The organism is Streptomyces sp. NPDC005808 (genome assembly GCF_042871385.1).
Lineage (GTDB): Bacteria > Actinomycetota > Actinomycetes > Streptomycetales > Streptomycetaceae > Streptomyces.
In genome coordinates, this window is record NZ_JBIAIK010000003.1 from 104,646 (window position 1) to 125,111 (window position 20,466).

Annotated in this window: 16 protein-coding genes and 2 tRNA genes; 13 read left to right on the top strand and 5 right to left on the bottom strand. The window is 69.9% G+C overall.

From position 1 onward, the window contains the following. The first annotated feature begins 12 nt into the window (after positions 1-12). From ACFYPC_RS07475 to ACFYPC_RS07490, 4 genes are all read left to right on the top strand, one after another. Complete coding sequence (locus tag ACFYPC_RS07475; protein WP_388672294.1) at positions 13-1,845, top strand: LytR C-terminal domain-containing protein; 1,833 nt, start codon at positions 13-15, stop codon at positions 1,843-1,845. 231 nt (positions 1,846-2,076) lie between these two features. After that, positions 2,077-2,520 (top strand): ribosome silencing factor, encoded by a 444-nt coding sequence (gene rsfS, locus ACFYPC_RS07480; RefSeq protein WP_388672297.1) that lies wholly within the window; start codon positions 2,077-2,079, stop codon positions 2,518-2,520. Beyond that, a complete protein-coding gene (locus ACFYPC_RS07485) occupies positions 2,517-3,188 on the top strand; it encodes a histidine phosphatase family protein (protein WP_388672300.1) in 672 nt (223 codons plus the stop codon). The genes rsfS and ACFYPC_RS07485 overlap by 4 nt, the downstream gene beginning before the upstream one ends. A 116-nt stretch (positions 3,189-3,304) precedes the next feature. Then, positions 3,305-3,377 (top strand) — tRNA-Ala (locus tag ACFYPC_RS07490). Between the two features lie 141 nt (positions 3,378-3,518). Here the strand turns inward: ACFYPC_RS07490 and ACFYPC_RS07495 are convergent. Together ACFYPC_RS07495 and ACFYPC_RS07500 are read right to left on the bottom strand one after the other, a co-directional pair. After that, positions 3,519-3,977, bottom strand: coding sequence for a hypothetical protein (locus tag ACFYPC_RS07495; RefSeq protein WP_388672303.1), 459 nt, complete (start codon positions 3,975-3,977; stop codon positions 3,519-3,521). A gap of 83 nt (positions 3,978-4,060) precedes the next feature. After that, the gene (locus ACFYPC_RS07500) at positions 4,061-4,948 is read right to left on the bottom strand and encodes a hypothetical protein (protein ID WP_388672306.1); all 888 of its coding nucleotides are present in this window, start codon (positions 4,946-4,948) and stop codon (positions 4,061-4,063) included. 388 nt (positions 4,949-5,336) lie between these two features. Between ACFYPC_RS07500 and ACFYPC_RS07505 the strand changes: the two genes are divergently transcribed. The 6 genes from ACFYPC_RS07505 (at position 5,337) to ACFYPC_RS07530 (ending at position 11,908) form a co-directional block, all read left to right on the top strand. Next, entirely contained in the window at positions 5,337-8,438 is a 3,102-nt protein-coding gene (locus tag ACFYPC_RS07505; RefSeq protein WP_388672309.1) for a BTAD domain-containing putative transcriptional regulator, read from the top strand. An 82-nt stretch (positions 8,439-8,520) separates the two neighbouring features. Continuing rightward, positions 8,521-9,186: a M15 family metallopeptidase gene (locus ACFYPC_RS07510; RefSeq protein ID WP_388672312.1), complete on the top strand. Its 666-nt coding sequence runs from the start codon at positions 8,521-8,523 to the stop codon at positions 9,184-9,186. A 69-nt stretch (positions 9,187-9,255) separates the two neighbouring features. Beyond that, positions 9,256-9,792 carry an RNA polymerase sigma factor gene (locus ACFYPC_RS07515; protein ID WP_388672315.1) on the top strand — a complete coding sequence of 179 codons (537 nt, stop codon included), beginning with the start codon at positions 9,256-9,258 and terminating at the stop codon, positions 9,790-9,792. 100 nt (positions 9,793-9,892) lie between these two features. Then, positions 9,893-11,026 carry a C40 family peptidase gene (locus tag ACFYPC_RS07520; RefSeq protein ID WP_388672318.1) on the top strand — a complete coding sequence of 378 codons (1,134 nt, stop codon included), beginning with the start codon at positions 9,893-9,895 and terminating at the stop codon, positions 11,024-11,026. 471 nt (positions 11,027-11,497) lie between these two features. Then, the gene (locus tag ACFYPC_RS07525) at positions 11,498-11,671 is read left to right on the top strand and encodes a hypothetical protein (RefSeq protein ID WP_388672321.1); all 174 of its coding nucleotides are present in this window, start codon (positions 11,498-11,500) and stop codon (positions 11,669-11,671) included. Between the two features lie 3 nt (positions 11,672-11,674). Beyond that, entirely contained in the window at positions 11,675-11,908 is a 234-nt protein-coding gene (locus ACFYPC_RS07530; protein ID WP_010986886.1) for a hypothetical protein, read from the top strand. On the opposite strand, the gene ACFYPC_RS07535 is transcribed toward ACFYPC_RS07530, so the two are convergent. Next, positions 11,877-13,058, bottom strand: a complete 1,182-nt coding sequence (locus ACFYPC_RS07535) for a glycosyltransferase 87 family protein (protein WP_388672325.1) — start codon at positions 13,056-13,058, stop codon at positions 11,877-11,879. The two genes, ACFYPC_RS07530 and ACFYPC_RS07535, sit on opposite strands and share 32 nt — an antisense overlap. A gap of 148 nt (positions 13,059-13,206) precedes the next feature. On the opposite strand from ACFYPC_RS07535, the gene ACFYPC_RS07540 reads away from it, so the two are divergent. After that, positions 13,207-13,279, top strand: a tRNA-Ala gene (locus ACFYPC_RS07540). A gap of 68 nt (positions 13,280-13,347) precedes the next feature. Here the strand turns inward: ACFYPC_RS07540 and ACFYPC_RS07545 are convergent. After that, positions 13,348-14,967 carry an NADH-ubiquinone oxidoreductase-F iron-sulfur binding region domain-containing protein gene (locus tag ACFYPC_RS07545; RefSeq protein ID WP_388672328.1) on the bottom strand — a complete coding sequence of 540 codons (1,620 nt, stop codon included), beginning with the start codon at positions 14,965-14,967 and terminating at the stop codon, positions 13,348-13,350. Then, entirely contained in the window at positions 14,964-16,271 is a 1,308-nt protein-coding gene (locus ACFYPC_RS07550; protein WP_388672331.1) for a cytochrome b/b6 domain-containing protein, read from the bottom strand. Before ACFYPC_RS07550 ends, ACFYPC_RS07545 begins: the two co-directional genes overlap by 4 nt. Before the next feature lie 417 nt (positions 16,272-16,688). Between ACFYPC_RS07550 and leuS the strand changes: the two genes are divergently transcribed. Together leuS and ACFYPC_RS07560 are read left to right on the top strand one after the other, a co-directional pair. Then, positions 16,689-19,577: a leucine--tRNA ligase gene (leuS, locus tag ACFYPC_RS07555; protein ID WP_388672334.1), complete on the top strand. Its 2,889-nt coding sequence runs from the start codon at positions 16,689-16,691 to the stop codon at positions 19,575-19,577. Between the two features lie 156 nt (positions 19,578-19,733). Then, on the top strand, positions 19,734-20,465 hold the full coding sequence (locus ACFYPC_RS07560; RefSeq protein WP_388672337.1) for a hypothetical protein: 732 nt from the start codon (positions 19,734-19,736) through the stop codon (positions 20,463-20,465). The last annotated feature ends 1 nt before the right edge of the window (position 20,466 follow it).

Below are 20,466 nucleotides of genomic sequence, written 5' to 3' on the forward strand. Positions count from 1 at the left end.
AGAGGGGCACCGGTGAACGACCGATACGACGGGTACGCGGGCGGCGACCAGTACGAGCTCGTCGGTTACGACGAGTTCGGGCAGCCTGTGTACCAGCAGGTGTCGCCCCAGCAGCCTCAGCAGCAGGGCTACGACACCTACGGACAGCAGCAGCCGCAGGGCTACGGCTACGACCCCTACGCGACGGGCCAGCAGCCGCCCGTGTCGCCGTATGACACCGGTCAGCAGCAACAGGTGTCGTCCCATGACACCGGCCAACAGCCGTCCGTCCCCACCTACAACTCGCCCGACTCCTACGACCCGTACGGCGCCGGTGCGCCCGTGGCCGGCGGAACGTCGACGGCGTACGACCCGTACGAGCAGGCAGGGCAAGGCGGTCAGGCCGGGCGGACCAGGCATGGGCAGGGCGGCCAGACCAGTCAGACGGGTCAGGCCGGGCAGGTGGGGCGGACCGGGCAGGCTGCGCAGACCTCAAGTACCGGTCAGCAGCCCCGGGTTGCCGAGCAGACCGCGTACATCCCGCAGCAGGCGGGTCCCGCGGAGCAGGGCGAACCCCGGGCCGACCGGGACTACCGCACCGAGCAGTTCGCCTTTGTCGAGGAGCAGGAAGCCGAGTCCGAAGACGTCATCGACTGGCTGAAGTTCACCGAGAACCGCACCGAACGCCGTGAGGAGGCCAAGCGTCGCACCCGCGGCCGGATCATCGGCCTGGTCGTGGCGCTCGCACTGGTCGCGACCGGTGGAGTCGGCTACCTCTGGTACGCGGGCAAGCTCCCCGGCCTGTCGACGGCGAGCGGCAAAACCGGCACCGCCACGTCCGCGGCCGCCCAGCAGCGTGACGTGATCGTCGTCCACCTGCACAACACCAGCGGCAGCGGCACCTCGACGATGCTGCTCGTCAACAACACCACCGTCAAGCAGGGCACCACCGTTCTGCTGCCCAACTCCCTTGCCCTGACGGGGGACGACGGCAGCGCGACCACGCTCGCCAAGTCCGTCGACGACGACGGTTCGGCCGGCACCCTGGACGCCATCGACACGGTGCTCGGTACCGATATCGAGGGCACCTGGCGCCTGGACACCCCGTACCTCAACAACCTCGTCGAACTCGTCGGCAGCATCGAGGTCGACACCAACGCAGAGGTGCCGGACCCCAGTGCGGACAAGGAGGGCGAGGCACCCCTCGTGAAGAAGGGCGCGGACCAGTCCCTCAGCGGCAAGATGGCCGTCGCCTACGCCACCTACCAGGCCTCCGGCGAGTCGCAGACAGCCCAGCTGGAGCGGTTCGGTCAGGTCATGCAGGGCGTGCTGCGCAAACTGTCCTCCGACCCGCAGGCCGCCACGACCACCGTGCAGACCCTGGCGCAGATCCTCGACCCGTCGCTGACCGACAAAGATTTGGGCACCTTCCTCGCGAAGCTGGCCGACGACGCCAAGAGCGGTGACTACAAGACGGCGCTGCTGCCCGTGCAGCAGGACGGCACCCTGAGCGAGGAGGCCACCGACAGCGTCGTCAAGGACGTGCTCGGAGGCACCGTGAAGAGCCCCGAGGAGGGTGCAGCCGTCCGCGTGGGCATCAAGAACGCCACCGGCGACAAGGACACCACCGAGGCGGCCCGTGTCGTCCTGGTCAACGGCGGCTACACCTTCCTGGACTCCGGTACGGCAGCCGCTGCCCAGAGCGTGTCCCAGATCACGTACGCGGACGACGCCCAGAAGGACAACGCCGTCGAGGTCGCCAAGACCCTGGGCCTGCCCACCACCTCGGTGAAGAAGGGCACGGTCACCTCCAACGCGGACGTGTCCGTGGTCCTCGGCCAGGACTACGACCCCTCGTCGCCGTAGGGGCGGGTCAGGGGTCGCTGGTCGCGGTTCTTAGGGGGGAGCGCCGGCCCCGGTGGCCCGCGGTTCGTATGGCGGAGCCCCGGCCCCGGTGGCGGCCGTCGCCCCGCTCCCCGGGGCGGGGCGCCGGCCCTCCCCGGGGAGCCCGGACCATGGCCGGAGAAACGCGTGGGGTGTCGTCGGCGGTCCGTGAGACCCTTGGGTCATTACTGACCGCCGACGGAAAGCCGCGTAGTGACCGCCACGGACCGCTCCATCGAGCTCATCAAGACCGCCGCACAGGCGGCCGCAGACAAGCTCGCGCACGACATCATCGCGTACGACGTCAGCGACGTACTCTCGATCACCGACGCCTTCCTGCTGGCGTCCGCTCCCAACGACCGCCAGGTCAAGTCGATCGTCGACGAGATCGAGGAGCGGCTGAACAAGGAGCTCGGCACCAAGCCGGTGCGCCGCGAGGGCGACCGCGAGGCCCGCTGGGTACTGCTCGACTACGTCGACATCGTCGTGCATGTGCAGCACAGCGAGGAGCGCGTCTTCTACGCTCTGGAGCGGCTGTGGAAGGACTGCCCGGAGCTCGACCTGCCCGCCGACGCCAAGGCGACCCGAGGCAAGGGCGCCGAGCACGCCAAGCTCCAGGATGCGGAGGACGTCGCCGAGCTCGGAGAGCTGCGGTGAGCGCCGCGGGTGCCGAGGCCGGGAAGAAGCCCGGCCGAGGCCGCCGCATCATCCTCTGGAGGCACGGCCAGACGTCCTGGAACGTGGAGCGGCGTTTCCAGGGCACCACGAACGTCGAGCTGACCGAGACCGGCATCGGGCAGGCCCGCCGCGCCGCCCGGCTGCTCGCCTCGCTGAAGCCCGACGTGATCGTCGCCTCGGACCTCAAGCGCGCCGCCGACACGGCCGCCGAGCTCTCCGTGCTCACCGGCCTCGACATCACCCACGAGGAGGCCCTGCGCGAGACCTACGCGGGCGTCTGGCAGGGGCTGACACACGACGAGATCATCGCCAGGCACGGTGATGAGTACGCCGCCTGGAAGCGCGGTGAGCCCGTGCGCCGCGGTGGTGGCGAACTGGAGAGCGAGGTCGCCGACCGCGCCGCCCCCGTAGTGCTGCGGCATGCCGAAAAGCTCCCCGACGAAGGCACCCTTGTGGTCGTCAGCCACGGCGGCACGATCCGCACCACCATCGGTCGCCTTCTCGGTCTGGAGTCCCAGCACTGGGAGAGCCTCGGTGGCCTTTCCAACTGCTGCTGGTCGGTCCTCGGGGAGGGCGCCCGCGGCTGGCGTCTCCTGGAGCACAACGCCGGCACGCTGCCGGAACCGGTGCTCGGCGACGACGACTGAGCGGCCCCGGCAGGCCGGTCTCCGGTCCCGCGGACCCCTCGGGACCGGATTTCACTTTCCGGCTGGTCGCAGGCTAAAGTTCTTCTTGTTCGCCCCGCCGGGCGGGAAGAACACACGGGGCTATAGCTCAGTTGGTAGAGCGCCTGCATGGCATGCAGGAGGTCAGGAGTTCAATTCTCCTTAGCTCCACAGAAGGGCTGTTCTTGGGACAGCTCAGAGGTGGTTCACGAGATCCCGTCCAATCGAGTTCGATTGGACGGGATCTCGCGTTTCCGGGGATCGCCCCGGTATTCCTGTGCGCAGGCGTACCGGGGCGAGTCCGTCGGGTCCTCAGCCCTGGCTGCAGTAGTCCACCCAGCGGTGCGAGGAGATGTTGTTGTTGACGCTGGCGCCGAACTGCTCCAGACCCGCGCCGTAGGTGAAGCGGTAGGTGCCGGACTTGGTGTCGTACCAGCGGTCGCCCTGGCTGATGCAGGCGTGTGCGCCGCCGGCGTTGGGGGCGGTGTACAGGTCGACGGCGTCGGGGCCGCCCGCGTAGCCGTTGTTCCAGATGTCGGAAGTCAGGTTGCGGCAGCTGCCCCAGTCGTTGGAGTTGCCGGTCCAGGAGCACTCCAGGCCGCCACCGTACGGCTGGGTGTAGACGTGGAGTTTGCCGTCCGCGGCGACGAGCTGCGCGGATCCGGTCCCCTGGGAGCCCGCGTCCAGCGCGCTGGCGCTGGAAACCGGGGAGAAGAGCGCGGCGACGGCGGCAGCCGAGGCCGCGACGGTGAGGAGACGCTTGACGGACATGGTTTCCCTCGTTCTCGTTGTGGATGGGGGTGATGCGACCACGGCTCGACGGCCGTGGTGGTCGGTGGGGAGGCGAGCCGGGCTCAGTCGCCGCGCGCGACGATCACACGGGCGCGGGGCAGCGCCTCGCGCTTGAGGCGTGCGAGATCGGCCGTCTCTCGGGGGTGGCTTCGCCGAAGTCGGTCCCGGTACTCGGAGTCCAGGGACTCCGCCACGGACGACAGGCCACTGGAGGCGGCACAGGCCGCCTCGGCCGATGCCAGTCGTACCTCCTTGGCGCGCGGCCACGGAGCCTGTGGCTGGGTGGCCGCGGCACGGGCCCGGGCGGGGTCCGCGTAGGTGTAATTCCGCTCGCGCATGCAGCGCGCCCACGGCTCGACGGCCGCCTTGTAGCGCTTGTCGTTCGTCACGAGGCCGAGGCGTATGCCGGCCAGGCTGTCGGTCACCCGGGTGGCACGGAACCAGGCCTCGAGATCCCCGTACAGCTGTCGTTCAGCGGTGGCCTCGCAGCCCTGGTCGCTGTGCGAGACCTGCATGCCGTTCGGGAGCCGGACCGAGAGCCCCTGCGGCTGCGCCCCGTTGAGGTCGCTCACCAGAACAGCTTTGGTGCTGGCCGGCGCGGAGCGGAAGTACTGCTGGTTGGGATCGCGCTGGACCTCGGCCTCCCGCTGCCGCCGCAGATCGGTGCCATAGCCGTGGGCCCTGGCCCATGCCGGGTCGTCCACGACGTAGGGGAACCGGATCGAGACGTCGTCCGCCCGGGGCGGCTCGACCCAGTACTTGTGCCCTTCCTTCTCCATGCACTCCTTGATGAGGAGCTGCTCCGCGAGCCGTAGCGTCTCCGCCGTGCTGCCCGCGGCCTGAGGCGTGCTGCTCCCGGTCGCCCCGGAGGTGGTCGTGGTGCCCGCGCATCCGGTGGCCGTCGTCGCCAGCAGACCGGCGGTCATCAGGGCCAAGGTCCAGCGGTGCATGGGGCGGCTCCCGGGGGCTCTGGTCGAACGGACGTCGTGCTTTCGAGCTGTTGACGCCCCGTGCGACCCGTTCGTATGCCCCCGGATCACAAGGTTCTTTTCTTCCTCCGGCGCTCATACGAGAGCGGCGGGCGAACCGTCTTCCCCGCACACGACCGACCTCGTCGGCTGGCGGAAACCAGCCAACCGGCGAGAGGAGGGAGGAGCCGACCGCTGACCGAGGCGCGAGCAACAGGCCTTACCCGCAATGAGTTTGCAGGTGAGGGACACCGGTCCGCCGAATCGATCGAATCCAGTCACGGCGGTCCGGTCATCGCTGTGTCGTGGCCATGTTCGCCGATATCTTTTGCCGTGCTCCATGGGCGGGTGGTGCGGCGATCGGGGAACGATGTTCGAAGTGCGTCTGCTCGGTCCGGTGGAGGTGTGGGACGGCGACAGGCGGGTCCCGCTCGGCGGCGTGAGACCCCTCGCGGTCCTGTCGGCGTTGGTCGTCCACCTCGGCGAGGTGCTCTCCACCGAACGGCTCGTGGACTGCGTCTGGGACGAGCAGGCGCCGGCCACCGCGGGCGCCCTGGTGGCCACCCATGTTTCCGCCGTACGCCGAGCACTGGCCCAGGTCACGGCGACCCCGGTCGTCCGGACGCGAGCGCCGGGCTATGTCGCCGACCTCCAACCGTTCCAGATCGACGCCCGCCGATTCGAGGACCTGCTCACCTCGGGCCGGGCCTCGGCCGCGGCGGGCCGCCGCGAGGAGGCCGCAGAGCTGCTGCCCGAGGCGCTGGGGTTGTGGCGCGGCCAGGAAGCGCTGGAAGGACTGGGCCAGTCGTTCGCCCGGATCGAGTCGGCCAGGCTGGCCGAACTGCGGCTCATCGCCCAGGAGGAGTTCTTCGGACTGCAACTCGATCTGGGCCGAGAGGACCGGACGATCGCTCCGCTGCTCGCACACGTCGCCGCCCACCCCCTGCGGGAACGGCCGCGCGGCCAGCTGATGACCGCGCTGTTCCGCACCGGCCGCGTCTCCGACGCCCTGCGTACGTACCAGGAGGGCCGCGCGATCCTGCGCGAGGAGCTGGGCATCGATCCCGGCCCGCAGTTACAGGCACTGCACCAGGAGGTACTGACCAACGACACACAGCTGTCGGGCACCGCACGCCCGAACGGCACCGGGCGGGAACCGGCAAGGCCCCGGAAGTCGCCGCCGGGCGCCGGCCGCGCCACGCCCAACCCCCGGGCGTGGCGCGCACCGTCCCATCTCCCGCCGGACATAGCCGACTTCGTGGGCCGCTCCCCGCAGATCGCCTGGGCCGCCTCTCTGGTGGGCAGGGTCGATGAGACAGGCCGTACCGCTCCGCCGGTCGGAGTGATCTCCGGCCGGTCCGGAACGGGCAAGACCGCGCTCGCCGTGCACGTCGGCCACCGCACGTCCGAACTCTTCCCGGACGGCCGCCTGTTCGTGGACCTGCGGGCGGCCGACACCACGCCGCTGCAACCTGCCGACGCCCTCGCCCGGCTCCTGCGCGCCATGGGCGCCGACCCCGAGACCCTCCCGACCTCGGTCGAGGAACTGACGGGGCTGTACCGCACCCACATCGGGCACCGGCGCGTCCTGCTGATCCTGGACAACGCGGCAGGCGAGGCGCACGTACGACCCCTGCTGCCCCCCGGCCCGGGCTGCGCCGTCCTCGTCACGAGCCGGCGCCGACTGGTGGCTCTCGAAGGCTCCGACCACCTGGACCTGGCCGTGCCCGACCAGGCGGAGGCGCTCGAACTGCTGCGCCGCGTCGGCGGACCTGAACGCACGAGCGCGGAGCCGGAGCGGGCCGCCGAGATCGTCTCGCTGTGCGGACGGCTGCCGCTGGCAGTGCGCATCGCGGGCGCCCGGCTGGCGGCCCGCCCGCACTGGCCGCCCGCCCGGCTCGCCGGACGACTGCGCGACGAACGCCGCCGGCTCAACGAACTGCGCGCCGGCGACCTGGAGTTGCGCACCAGCCTGGAACTCGGCTACGCCGACCTGGACCCTCCGGAGCGCCGGGCGCTGCGCCGACTGGCCCTGCTCGACCTGCCGGACTTCGCGGCATGGATCGCCGCCCCGCTCCTTGACATCGACACCGAGGAGGCCGAGGAGGCCGTGGAGCGGCTGGTGGACTGCCACTTCATTGACGTGATCGGCGTCGACGACACGGGGCGCAGCCGGTACCGCATCCATGACCTGGCCCGCGAACACGCCCGCGAGCGCTGTCTGTCCGAGGAGAGCCCCGAGGAGCGTGAGACGGCCGTGCTGCGGCTGGTGGCCTCCTGGCTGGGGCTGGCCGAGAAGGCGGCCGCCCTCGGCCCGGGCGGAGCCGCCCGGCGCTTCCCCGAACCGGCCGCCGTACGGCCCCTCGACGCGGAGACCGAGGAAGAGCTGCTGGAGCGGCCCACGTCCTGGTTCGCCGCCGAACAGGCCTGTCTGCTCGCGGCGGTGGAGTACTGCGCCGACCATGGCATGGTCCGCGCCGCCCGCGACCTGGCCGGAGCGCTGATCGCGAGCTCGGCCGCCCTGTACAACCAGTTCGACGCGTGGTCCCGCTCGCACGCCGCGGCCATGGCCGCCGTACACCGTGGCGGGGATGCCGAGGGAGAGGCGTGGCTGCTCGCGGGGCTGGGCCAACTGCGCTATGAGCAGGACGAGTTCGAGGAGTCGTACACCTACTTCGGCAAGGCCCTGCGGCTGTTCGAGGCGCGTGGCGACGTGCCCGAGGGTGTGGCGCTCGCACTCGTCGGGATGGCGACGGCCCGCCGCGAACAGGCCGGGTATGCCGAGGCGTTGGAGCTTCTGGACACAGCGCTGGAACGCTTCGGGGAGTCCGCCGGGCGAGGCAGCCGGGCCCGGGTGCTGTACGGCATGGGATGTGTCCACCGGGAACAGGGGCGCGGTGTGCGGGCCAGGGAGGTTTTCGCGCAGGCAATGGACCTGTACCGCGCGGAGGGCGACCGGCACGGCGAGGCGCTGACGCTGCGGGCGCTGGCTCTGTGCCACCGGGCCGATGACGCGCTCGCGGACGCCGAGCGGCTGCTGCACCAGGCGTTGCGGATCTTCTCGGGCCTGCAGGACACCTTCGGGGTGATGTACACCGAACAGTCGCTGGCCAAGACGGAGTTGCGGCTCGGCCGCCTCGACGAGGCACGGGCGCGGCTCGGCCGGTGCCTGACCGTGGTCCGCGAGCGCCAGGACCGCTTCGGCGAGGCGCTCGTCCTGCGCACGCTGGGGGAGTGGCATCTGGCCGCCGATGATCCGGACAGCGCGCAGGAGCCGCTGGAGCGGGCACTGTCGATTTGGGAGGCCCTGCGGCTGCCACTGTGGCGGGCACGCACGCTTCGGGACCTGGCCCAGGTACGGGAGGCACACGGCGACGCGGCGGCGGCACGGGCGGCCAGGGCCGAAGCACTCGGCGTCTTCCGGGAGTTGGGCTGCCGCGAGGCACAGGAACCGACGGCGGGCGCCGGGTAGATCCGTACGCTGCAGAAGTCCTGGTGGGTGCTTGCAGGCAACTTGCAGAGCACTTGCAGAGGGTCCCGCCATGCTGGTGTGCGTGACAGAGATCATCATGCTCTCCGACGCCCGGGTCGCCGCGGTCGCCCAGGACGACTGCGGCGACCCGCTGGTCGACCTGCGCGAAACGGGCGACCTGCGGCTCGACCACCGGCAGGCCGACGACGACGGCAGCTACGCCCACCTCAGGGCCGGTGCGCTACGGCGGCTGCTGCGAGCCCAGCGGCTGCTGCCGGCAGGAGTCCGGTTCCTGGTGGTGGAGGGGTACCGGCCGCCCGATCTGCAGCGCCGGTACTTCGAGGAGTACGCGCAGACCATGCGCCTGGCCAACCCGGACGCCTCGCCGGAACGGATCCGCGAACTGGCAAGCGCGTACATCTCCCCGCCGGAGGTCGCACCTCACGTCAGCGGCGGGGCCGTGGACCTGACGCTGTGCGACCGGGACGGCCGAGAACTGCCGCTGGGCACAGAGGTCAACGCGACTCCCGAAGAGAGCGAAGGCGCCTGCCGCACCCAGGCGTCCGGTATCAACGCCGAGGCACGCGCCAACCGGGCCCTCATGAGCTGGGCCCTCGACGCGGCCGGCTTCGTCAACTACCCGACCGAATGGTGGCACTGGTCGTACGGCGACCGCTATTGGGCGCTGCTGCGCCGGGCGCCGGCCGCCCGCTACGGCCCCGCCGCCCCACCCGGCTCCACGGTCTGACCAGCCACCGGCCGGGACACGCCACGACCACACCGTACGAACGAGCCTACGACCGAGGGGGAAAGAGCATTGGAGACCAGCACCTGCGCCGTCCCGCCATCGCAGCGCGAGGACGGCGACCGGATGAGTCCGAGGGACTTCGACATGTCCTTCGCCGCCGACATGCCACGCCTGCGCCGACGGCTGCTGGCACTGACCGGCAACCCGTACGACGCCGACGACCTGCTGCAGGAGACCTATCTACGGCTTTCCCGACGCGCCCGCGCCCAGAACCTGACGCGGCAGCAGCACCCGTACGCCTACACCTGCACCGTCGCCCTGAACCTGCTGCGCGACTCGTGGCAGCACCCCTCCCGGCGCGAGCAGGCCACCGACCGGCTGCCCGAATCGGGCTGGGACGGCGGGCTGGCCTCCTATGAGGCGTCGCAGACCACGCTGGCGCTGCTGGGCCTCCTCTCCGAGAAGGAGGCCGCGGCGGTGATCCTCGTGGACCTGGAGGGACTCAGCCACGACACCGCGGGTGAACGGCTCGGTGCCCATCGCGGAACGGTCCAGCGCAACCGGATGCGCGGCCTGGCCAAGATGCGCGACGCGCTCAGCAACTAGCTCGTGCCGCTCCTCCCACGGGGGTGAGGAGCGGCATGTCCGTCCTCCACCGCCGTCCCCGGCCCGTCCGGCGACGTCACCTCGACGAAGGAAGACTGCCTTGAACACCAGCAGCACGCACCGCCGGACCAGCGGCGCGTTTCTGGGGGCCTCGGTCCTCGCCCTGTCCGCGTTCTTCTCCGCCCCGGCGCACGCCGCGCCGGACGCCACCTGCGGTGTCCTGGCACCGGGCGCCTCGGCCACGGCGCAGGCCGCGGTGAACGCCGCCTGTTCGCAGATCGGTGTCTGGTACAGCTGGGGCGGTGGACACGCGGCCACGCCGGGCGCCAGCTACGGCTACTACGACGGCTCGGACCCCGACAGTGCCCACGACAACGAGCGCAAGGGCTTCGACTGCTCGGGCCTGATGCGCTACGCCTACTACCAGGCCACCGGTAAGGACCTGCTCAACGGCACGGCGAACGACCAGTTCAACAGCTCGCAGGCCTCCGCCCGCTTCTCCGCTTCGCAGGGCACCGATCCGCTGCTGCCGGGCGACCTGATGTTCTGGGGCAGCGGGCACGTCCACCACGTGGCCATGTACCTGGGCAACGGGCAGATGGTCGAGGCGTACGAGTCGGGCACCCACATCCGGGTCGCACCCGTCCGTACCGGCGGCGACTACGCGGGCGCGATCCGGATCAACGGGTCGGGCACCCCCACTCCGCCGCCCGCGAACGGCGGTACCGTCTTCGAGACCTGGGGCACGGGGGTGCGCACCCGCGCCACGCCCAGCGTGCGCGCTGCCGTGGTGAACACCTTCGCCGGCCCGACCCAGGTGTCCGTCCAGTGCCAGCAGCACGCCGAGACCGTCACCACCGAGGGCTACACCAACGACATCTGGTCCAAGCTGGCCAACGGTTCCTGGATGACCAACATCTACATCAAGGGCCCGGCCTCGCTGCCCGGCATCCCGGACTGCGGCGGCAGCAGCACGCCGCCGCCCTCAGGGGGCAGCAAGCCCTTCCAGACCTGGGGCACCGGCGTACGCACCCACACTCAGCCGAACGTCAACGCCGCCGTGGTCGCTTACTTCGCCCAGCCCACCACGGTCAACGTCGTCTGCCAGGCACACGCCCAGGAGGTCACCGCCGAGGGCTACACCAACGACGCCTGGTCCAAGCTGACGGACGGTTCCTGGATGACCAACATCTACATCACGGGCCCGGCCTGGCTGGACGTGCCGACCTGCTGACGCGCAGCAGAGGTCACAGGCCGCCGGGGAGGTGACAGAACAGGCTCGGAAGGCGTTGCGGAAATCCTCCAACTCGCTGCCGAGCAGCGCCGGTCGGCAAAATGCTGGGAATGTGGCCCGATCGGGGTCGTACAGAAAGTGGGTCGAAATCTCGCAAGATCTGGGCGCACGATCCTGGCTCGCTTGGGCCGGGATGCTGAACCAGCCCTGAGCGCGCTCCGGCTGGTCGAGTGAGGAGTTCACTGCTCGACCAGCTCGGAACGCACTCTTCCTGAACCGGCTTGAGTCACTTGGGTCCCCGGGGCGTATACCTCTGCGACGCGCTCCTCGCGTCCATGTATGCCCTGGCAGGGACAGCCACGCCGGGGTGCTGTGTCCGGACTGGTACGCAGGCGTCGCTGACCGTATTGGTCCGGCCGTGGCAGAATCAAACGGCCGGAAGGGGGCGCGGCCCGACGGGAGGGAGTAGCGATGCCTGCGAGCATCCTCGAGGAGGTCGACGATCTTCTCGAAGCGGCACAGACACGCAGAAAAGTCACTCTCCTTGACTGCCCTTCCTGCGGATCGCTCCATGTCGCCCAGGTTCTCGGTGACAACGGAGGGATCTCCTACGTGTGCACGGCCTGCGGCCACAGCTGGAGCTGATCGATGGGTGCGCACAGGCGAAAATGCGATTGGTGCGGCAGTGGTACGCCCATCGTCCGCGACATGGAACCGGTCAACCACGACTACCAATACTGGTGCGAGGAGTGCGCGCGGGCGCTGATCATAAAAGGTGACCCGATCGAGACGTACCGCGAACTGGAGGGCGAGCCGATCTACGGCCGGCTCCTCGACGAGCACTGCACGCTCAAACGGTTCTATTCGTTCGCAACAGCCTGAGCCCAGTGAGGGCCAGGAAGGCTGAACCGGCACCTACGTAGAGTGCCGACAGCGTCAACTCGACGCCGGTCTGGTGAAGTTCGAGCCTGCCGGGGCCGTGCGGTACCCACCACAGGGCGTACGAGAAGAAGACCGGTGCCGTGCAGAGGGCGGCGGGCCGGCTGGTCGCCGCGAGGAGCAGGAGCATCGGCACGCACCACACCCAGTGGTGCGACCACGACACCGGGCTGATCAGCAGAGCCGTCACAGCGCAGACGGCCACCGCCCAGCTCCGCCGCCCGCGCAGTTCGGCGGCCACGGCGAGGGTGAGGCCCGACGCGCCCGCCACGGCTGCCGTGGCGGCCCACCAGGCACCGGGCTCCGTGGTGTGCAGCAGCCGGGCCAGGACGCCGCGCAACGACTGGTTCGCGGTGTCCTCGACGAGTCCCACGCGACCCGCCTCGAAGACCATGCGGGTCCAGAAGCGCCATGAGTCGTACGGCAGGACGGCCGCCGCCAGCAAGGTCGCCCCGGCGAACGCGCCGGCCGCTCCGCGCGCGTGCCGTAACCACGGTCCTCCGGAGCCCCGCCTCATGTACTCCACGAGGCCGGTGGCCAGCAGGAACACCGCGAACAGCGCGGGAGTCAGCTTGACCGCCGCCGCGATCCCGATGCCCACCCCGGCCCACCGGTGCCCAGGCCGCCGGGACAGGTCCCACAGCACCAGCACGGCGAGCAGCAGATTGATCTGCCCGTACCGCAGCGTCGTCCACACCGGCTCGCACCACACGGCCGCCGCCGAGACCCACCAGAGGCTGTCCACGCGCGCGCGCCCGACGAGCCGCAGTGAGAGGGCCACGAACACCACAAGAAGGGCCAGGTTTCCGGCCGTTGCCAGAGTTCGCATGCTCGCCGTGTCCAGCAACGTCAGCGGGGTGAACAGCAGCGCCGCGAACGGCGGGTAGGTGGTGGGCAGATGGGCCTCGGTCGTACGCAGTGCGTAGAGGTCGCCGCCCGCGCGGACCGTCTCGCCCTCCGCCCGGTACACCATCAGGTCGATCATCGACACGTGCGCGGCCCGCTGCGCACACCAGAAGGCCGCGAACGACAGGAGGCACGCCCCCAGGGCAACGGGCACCCGGCGGACACGGGGCACGGCGATCACGGTCACGAAGGCCGACACTATCCCGCATATCCGTATTGTCCGCACAGCACGGAAACGATTTGGTGGTGCACCCGCGGGACCGTGTAATGTTGGCGTCGCCCCCAGGGAAACCGGGGCAACGCGATCAATATGCGGCAGCGCCGCGTGGCCGCGAGGGGCTATAGCTCAGTTGGTAGAGCGCCTGCATGGCATGCAGGAGGTCAGGAGTTCAATTCTCCTTAGCTCCACAGATGTTGAAGAGCTCCACAGACGTTGGAAGCGGGCCACCCGATCAGGGTGGCCCGCTTCTTCGCGTTCAGCGACCGCTGCCGAGCGCCCGGCGGCCGCGTCCCTGGGAGAGCACGGGCAGGTTGTTGCGCGCCGGAGCGGAGGACCGGGTGTCCTCCTCCAGGCGCAGCGCCAGCGCCGGGCAGCGGCGTACGGCGCGCAGGGCCTTCGCCTCCGCATACCGGGGCACCGACGCCTGCGCGACGGTGGGGAAGCCGTCGGCGCCCAGTTCGAAGACCTCCGGAAGGATGTCCGCGCACAGGCCGTGGCCGCGGCACAGCGTCCAGTCGACGTAGATCTTCTGGCGGGGGGGACCCGCCTCCAGCTGGTTCTGGCCGCCCGGGATGCCCGTCGGGGTCTGGCCGCCCTCGAAGAGCGGCAGAACGCCCTCCACGGGCCTTCCACAGCCGTTGCCGAGGACATGCGCGGCGAGGTCGTCGGTGAAGGCCTTGAGCGTCGACTCGATGAACATCGCGGAGCCGTCCGGGTGCGAGCACGCGCCGCGCCGCTTCACGGCCTTGGCGACCTGCTTCACGGCCTCAAGAGCTGCCGGGCCGCCGCCGTTGAGGATGTCCTCGAGGCCGCGGGCTGCCGCGGGCAGGCCGAGGTAGCAGGGACCGCACTGGCCCGCGCTCTCCTCGGCAAGCCACTGGGCCACGCGCAGCGACTCCCCGAGCGGGCAGGTCTGCTGGGTGATCGGCAGAATCGCGCCGGCGCCGAGCGCACCGCCCACCGCGTCAAGGGAGTTGCGCGAGACGATCGCCTCGTTGACGGTCGCCGCGTCCAGCCACTTGCCGTGGTATCCGCCGGTCAGCACGCCCTGCGGCATGGGCGGGGCGCCCGCGAGCTGAAGCACGTAGCGCAGCGGCACTCCCGTCGGGACCTCGATCACCATGGGGCGGGCGACGGCGCCGGAGACGGTCAGCATGACGGTGCCGGGCTCGTCGTACAGGCCGGTGTTGCGGTAGCGGTCGGGTCCGATGCGGGCGGCGATGGCCAGTTGGGCGAACGTCTCGGCGTTGGACAGCAGTGTGGGCGCGCCGCCGACGCCGGTCTGTGAGGCGCTGACCTTGCGGCCGGGCGGGATGGCCGGGCCGCCGTCGATGGAGCGGATGAGCGATGCGGCAGCCCCGGTCACCATGCGCACCGGATTGCGCTGCACGCGCGCGCGTAGGGGCGATCCGCGCCGGTTGCTCAGCCCGCGCTCGGCCAGCGCGGCCTCCATGGACCGCTGGGTGGACTCACGGGTCACGCCGATCACGAGGGTTCGGGCGCCCATGGCCTCCGCGGCCAGCAGTGCGCCGTCCAGGATGAGGTGCGGGGCACGGTTGATGAGCACCGTGTCCTTGCGACAGGCGGGTTCGTCCTCACTGCCGTTGACGACGACCACCGGGCGGATGCCCTTCTTGATGGCCGATTCCGCGACGGAGCGCAGTTTCTTGGCGAAGGGGAAGCCCGCGCCGCCGCGGCCCTTCAGGGAGATCGCTTCGGCGAGGCCCGCGAGTTGCTCGCCGCCCATGGGTTCGAGCGGCCCGTGCACTTTGAGGTGCATCGGGAGGTCAAGTCGTTCAACCAGGTCAAAACCCGACGTGAGCTGCGGAAGTCCGACGACGCGGACTTCCGGGACGTCGGGCAGGGCCTCGTTCACTTAAAGCCTCCGGAAGGGGCGTTCCATGGTTCACCGGAGCCAGGAGCATCGAAGGCGCCCGGCAGTACTTCAGTCGTGGGACCGCTGTCGTACGTGTCGTTGGCGTTGTACGTGCCGGAGGCCTGATTCGACTCACCGGTGTCGTACACATCACTTGTCCCGTACACGTTGGTGGCCGAATTGTCATAGACGGGGATGTTGTAACCCGTGTCGTTGAGCGGGTCGTACGCGGACGGAGGCGCGGCGCCGACGGGCGGCGGGGACGGAACGGGCCAGGTGCCCGACGTGCTCCCGTTGTCGCGTTGGAACATCTCCGTGGGCTGCATGTCCATGGGCGCCTGGAAGCGCTCGGCCGGGTCGGGGGCCGGCAGGTTTCCGGCGGGCGTGCTGCCCTGCACGGCACGGTAGGCGGCCGCGAAGCCGTTGGTTCCGGTGGCCGTGTTCGGGTCGTACGGGGCCTCGTACGGCTGTGCGGGGGACGCCATGCGCCGAGGGGGTGCGTACGTGTCCTCCGGGGACTGCCGCGGCCGGGGGGCGAAGCCCGGCATCGAGGAGGCCGAGGCGGCGGCACGGGATGCCTCCAGATCCTCGCGGGCGAGGCGGGCTCCGGTGCGGTTGTTCTCTCCGAGGATCGCGAGGATCCGCTCGGCGACGGCGCGCTTGAAGGGGCCGGAGGACGAGCGCAACGCCAGGGCGACCGCGACGAAGATCAGACAGAGGCTGTACATCACCGTGACGTAGGTCGCGGCGGGACGCCCCGCGTACAGGCCGTGCACCAGGGCCGAGCACCAGGCCGGGTACGCCAGCATGTGCACGGCGCGCCAGCGTGCCGCGACCGGCGCGGGCGACGCGAAGGCGCTGCGCAGCGCGCCGGTGAGGGCGGTGAAGATCATGAGCAGGCCGGCCAGGGAGCCGAAGCCGATGAGCCCGTTGGTGCCCGTGATGCCGAGCCCGAAGGGGACCACCGCGGCGACCAGTGTGGTGTGGTCCAGCACCAGTTTGACCGAGACGTGCAACAGGAGGAAGGCGACCGAGGACACCGCGGTCGTTCGGTGCACGGCCTGCGCGATCAGCCGCTGGCGCGCGTTGAGGAACAGCCGGTCGGTGGCGACGATTCCCCACACCACGGAGCAGGTGAGGGCGACCAGCGACAGCACACCGGCGCCGAAGTTGAGGAAATCGCGCAGGCCGTCACCTCCGACCAGCACGAGCATGGGTATGAGCAACAGCGCGGCAGCCGTCAGCGCCCCGTAGGCCGAGCGGCCCGGTTGAGGGAGCGAGCTGTTCTTGCGAAGTGGGGTCATGGGGGTTACTCCCAAACAGTTCGGGGAAGCGGTCCCGAAGCCGCACTCTAAGTCGAGCCATACCTATGAGTGCGACGTTTGAGTTATTGCGTTGTTATCTAAGGGTCCTGAGGCCCTTGTGTTGTCCCTTAGGTTCCGTTACGCGAAGTAATATTTGAACATGGTTCAATTTTTTGTGACGATTTTGTGTGGTGGCACGGAGTGTCAGCTCGTCCTCGGAAGCCCGTCGCGGCCCACGCGGAGGCTGCGGTACCCTGACGCCATGCGTGCCGTACGCCTTCTGCTTAGCGAGCCGCGCTGACCAGTCCCGGCCACTGACGAATCGTGGTCGGCATCGGCGCGGCGTCCCCTCCTGTGCGAGGGGTTTTTTCATTTCCTGAGCCGCTGGCAGAGACGATCGATGGAGCTTTGAGGATCATGAGCGAGACGAATACCGCTGCCGCCTCCGAGGTGGCCGCGCCGCACCGCTACACGGCCGCGCTGGCCGCTGAGATCGAGGCACGCTGGCAGGACTTCTGGGACGCCGAGGGGACGTACGAGGCCCCGAACCCGAGCGGGGACCTGGCGGGCGACCCCGAGCTGGTCGCCAAGCCCAAGAAGTTCATCATGGACATGTTCCCGTACCCCTCCGGTACGGGCCTGCACGTCGGCCACCCCCTGGGATACATCGCCACCGATGTCACTGCCCGGTACCAGCGCATGACGGGCCACAACGTCCTGCACACCCTGGGCTTCGACGCCTTCGGACTGCCCGCGGAGCAGCACGCCGTGTCGACGGGCGAGCACCCTCGGATCACCACCGAGGCGGCCATCAACAACATGAAGTCCCAGCTGCGCGCGCTGGGCCTGGGCCACGACAAGCGCCGGTCGTTCGCCACGATCGACCCGGAGTACTACAAGTGGACCCAGTGGATCTTCCTGCAGATCTTCAACTCCTGGTACGACGACGAGGCGGACAAGGCCCGCCCGATCGCCGAACTGGTCGCCCAGTTCGAAAGCGGCGAGCGTTCCGTACCGGCAACTGACGGCCACGCGCGCGTGTGGAGCGAGCTGACGGCCGTCGAGCGCGCCGACGTCCTGAGCGAGTACCGCCTGGCGTACGCCTCCGACGCGCCCGTCAACTGGTCTCCAGGGCTGGGCACCGTACTGGCCAACGAGGAAGTCACCGCCGACGGCCGCTCCGAGCGCGGCAACTTCCCGGTTTTCAAGGCCAAGCTGCGCCAGTGGAACATGCGCATCACCGCGTACGCCGACCGACTGCTGGCAGACCTGGACGCACTGGACTGGCCCGAGGCCATCAAGCTGCAGCAGCGCAACTGGATCGGCCGCTCCGAGGGCGCCCGTGTCGACTTCCCGATCGACGGCGAGCGCATCACCGTCTTCACCACGCGCCCGGACACCCTGTTCGGTGCGACCTACATGGTGCTGGCGCCCGAGCACCCGCTGGTCGAGAAGTTCACCCCGGGCGCATGGCCCGAGGGCACGCACGAGGTGTGGACCGGCGGTCACGCGAGCCCGGCCGAGGCCGTCGCCGCGTACCGCGCGCAGGCCGCCTCCAAGTCGGACGTCGAGCGCCAGGCCGAGGCCAAGGACAAGACCGGTGTCTTCATCGGCGCGTACGCGACCAACCCGGTCAACGGCGAACAGGTCCCGGTGTTCATCGCCGACTATGTCCTGATGGGTTACGGCACCGGCGCGATCATGGCCGTGCCTGCGCACGACGGCCGCGACTTCGAGTTCGCGCGCGCCTTTGAGCTGCCGATCAACTGCGTGGTCGAGCCGACAGACGGTCGTGGCACGGACCCCTCCGCGTGGGACGAGGCCTTCGTGTCCTACGACGCGAAGATCATCAACTCCACCAACGAAGAGATCTCACTGGACGGCCTGGGCGTCGTCGAGGCCAAGGCGCGCATCACCGAGTGGCTGGCGACCCGGGGCACCGGCGAGGGCACGGTCAACTTCCGGCTGCGTGACTGGCTGTTCAGCCGCCAGCGCTACTGGGGAGAGCCCTTCCCGATCGTCTACGACGAGGACGGCATCGCCCACCCGCTGCCCGAGTCGATGCTGCCGCTGGAGCTGCCCGAGGTCGACGACTACTCGCCGCGCACCTTCGACCCGCACGACGCGAACACGTCCCCGGAGACCCCGCTGTCCCGCAACCAGGACTGGGTCGACGTCACGCTGGACCTGGGTGACGGCCGTGGTCCGCAGCGCTACCGCCGCGAGACCAACACCATGCCCAACTGGGCCGGTTCCTGCTGGTACGAGCTGCGCTATCTGGACCCGCACAACGACCAGAAGCTGGTCGATCCGGCCATCGAGCAGTACTGGATGGGCCCGCGCGAGGGACAGCCGACCGGCGGCGTCGACCTGTACGTCGGCGGCGCCGAACACGCCGTGCTGCACCTGCTGTACGCGCGTTTCTGGTCGAAGGTGCTGTTCGACCTGGGTCACATCTCCTCGGCCGAACCGTTCCACAAGCTGTTCAACCAGGGCATGATCCAGGCCTACGTGTACCGCGACAGCCGGGGCATCGCGGTGCCCGCCGCCGAGGTGGAGGAGCGCGACGGCGCCTACTACCACCAGGGCGAAAAGGTCTCCCGACTGCTGGGCAAGATGGGCAAGTCCCTGAAGAACGCGGTCACTCCGGACGAGATCTGCGCCGAGTACGGGGCGGACACGCTGCGCCTGTACGAGATGGCGATGGGCCCCCTGGACGTGTCGCGGCCGTGGGACACGCGCGCCGTGGTGGGCCAGTACCGGCTGCTGCAGCGGCTGTGGCGCAACGTCGTGGACGAGGTCTCCGGCGAGGTCACGGTCGTCGACTCCGAGGCCGACGAGGACACCCTGCGCGCCCTGCACAAGGCCATCGACGGCGTACGCCAGGACCTGGAGGGCATGCGGTTCAACACCGCCATCGCCAAGGTCACCGAGCTGAACAACTACCTCACCAAGGCGGGCGCCCCCGTGCCGCGCACGGTCGCCGAGCCGCTGGTGCTGCTGATCGCACCGCTGGCCCCGCACATCGCCGAAGAGCTGTGGCGCAAGCTGGGCCACACCGACTCGGTCGTCCACCAGGACTTCCCCGTGGCCGACCCGGCGTACGTCGTGGACGAGGCCGTGACCTGCGTCGTGCAGATCAAGGGCAAGGTCAAGGCGCGCCTGGAGGTCTCCCCGTCGATCTCCGACGAGGAACTGGAGAAGGTGGCACTGGCCGACGAGAAGGTCGTCGCCGCGCTGGATGGTGCGGGGATCCGCAAGGTGATCGTGCGGGCGCCGAAGCTGGTGAACATCGTTCCGGCGTAACCCGGAAAGACGGCAGTCGCCCGCTTCGAGCGCGGCTGTCGGGGTAGTCCCCTACGGGCAGGTTCGGGGTTCTTCTGGAACTCCGGGTCTGCCCGTAGCGTTTACCGTTGAAGAGAGCCGTGGCGACTGCCGCGACCTGTCCGGAGGAGGAGCGTGGTGGAAGCCGTGATCGCAGTTATCGCCCTGCTCTTCGTGCTGTTCGTGGGCCTGGGCGTGTATGCCACGGTCAAGGTGGTCGGTGCCGCCAAGCGCGGTGTGGACCGCACCGTCGCGCAGGCCCGACGGACCGTGGAGGACACCACCTTGCGCGCCAAGACCTACGCCCAGCCCGGCCCGGTCGGCGAGCTGGCCCAGCTCCGCCTCAAGCTGCGCACTTCCATGCGGGCCACGCAGGACGCGCTGCACGCGGGCGTGACGGAGGACGAGTCCCTGAAGGAGTCCCTGGGCCTCTTCGGCCGGCTCACTGTGCACGGACACGAACTGGACGCCGACCTCAAGCGCCTGGAGAGCGAGCCCGACCGACGCACGCTCATCACGTTGCTGCCCGGACTGCGCGAGCGCACCGAGCGCATCACACACTCGGCGGACTCGCTGCGCTGGGCGGCGCGGGACCGGGCCCACCGGTTCGCGGACGACGACCTGGACTCGCTGAGCGCGCAGATAGACGTCGAGGCCGGCGCGCTGCGGCACTGGACCACCGAGCCGGAGCCTGCGGCTTCCTGGCCCGAAGCACCGGCTCCGGACGCGGCCTCCTCCGACGGACAGACCTGGCCCGACAGTCCTGAAGCCCGCACGGCCGAGGAGCCGACACGGCCCGCCATCACCCCGCCCGGACAGCGGCCCGTCTACCCCTGGCAGAAGAAGCCCCGCCCCGAGAGCACGACTTGAT

What these genes read in the sequence shown, in the direction of transcription:
- ACFYPC_RS07495 (WP_388672303.1), bottom strand. Translation starts at nt 3,977, where the DNA reads ATGTCCGTCAAGCGTCTCCTCACCGTCGCGGCCTCGGCTGCCGCCGTC.
- ACFYPC_RS07500 (WP_388672306.1), bottom strand. Translation starts at nt 4,948, where the DNA reads ATGCACCGCTGGACCTTGGCCCTGATGACCGCCGGTCTGCTGGCGACG.
- ACFYPC_RS07505 (WP_388672309.1), top strand. Translation starts at nt 5,337, where the DNA reads ATGTTCGAAGTGCGTCTGCTCGGTCCGGTGGAGGTGTGGGACGGCGAC.
- ACFYPC_RS07525 (WP_388672321.1), top strand. Translation starts at nt 11,498, where the DNA reads ATGCCTGCGAGCATCCTCGAGGAGGTCGACGATCTTCTCGAAGCGGCA.
- ACFYPC_RS07530 (WP_010986886.1), top strand. Translation starts at nt 11,675, where the DNA reads ATGGGTGCGCACAGGCGAAAATGCGATTGGTGCGGCAGTGGTACGCCC.
- ACFYPC_RS07550 (WP_388672331.1), bottom strand. Translation starts at nt 16,271, where the DNA reads ATGACCCCACTTCGCAAGAACAGCTCGCTCCCTCAACCGGGCCGCTCG.
- leuS (WP_388672334.1), top strand. Translation starts at nt 16,689, where the DNA reads ATGAGCGAGACGAATACCGCTGCCGCCTCCGAGGTGGCCGCGCCGCAC.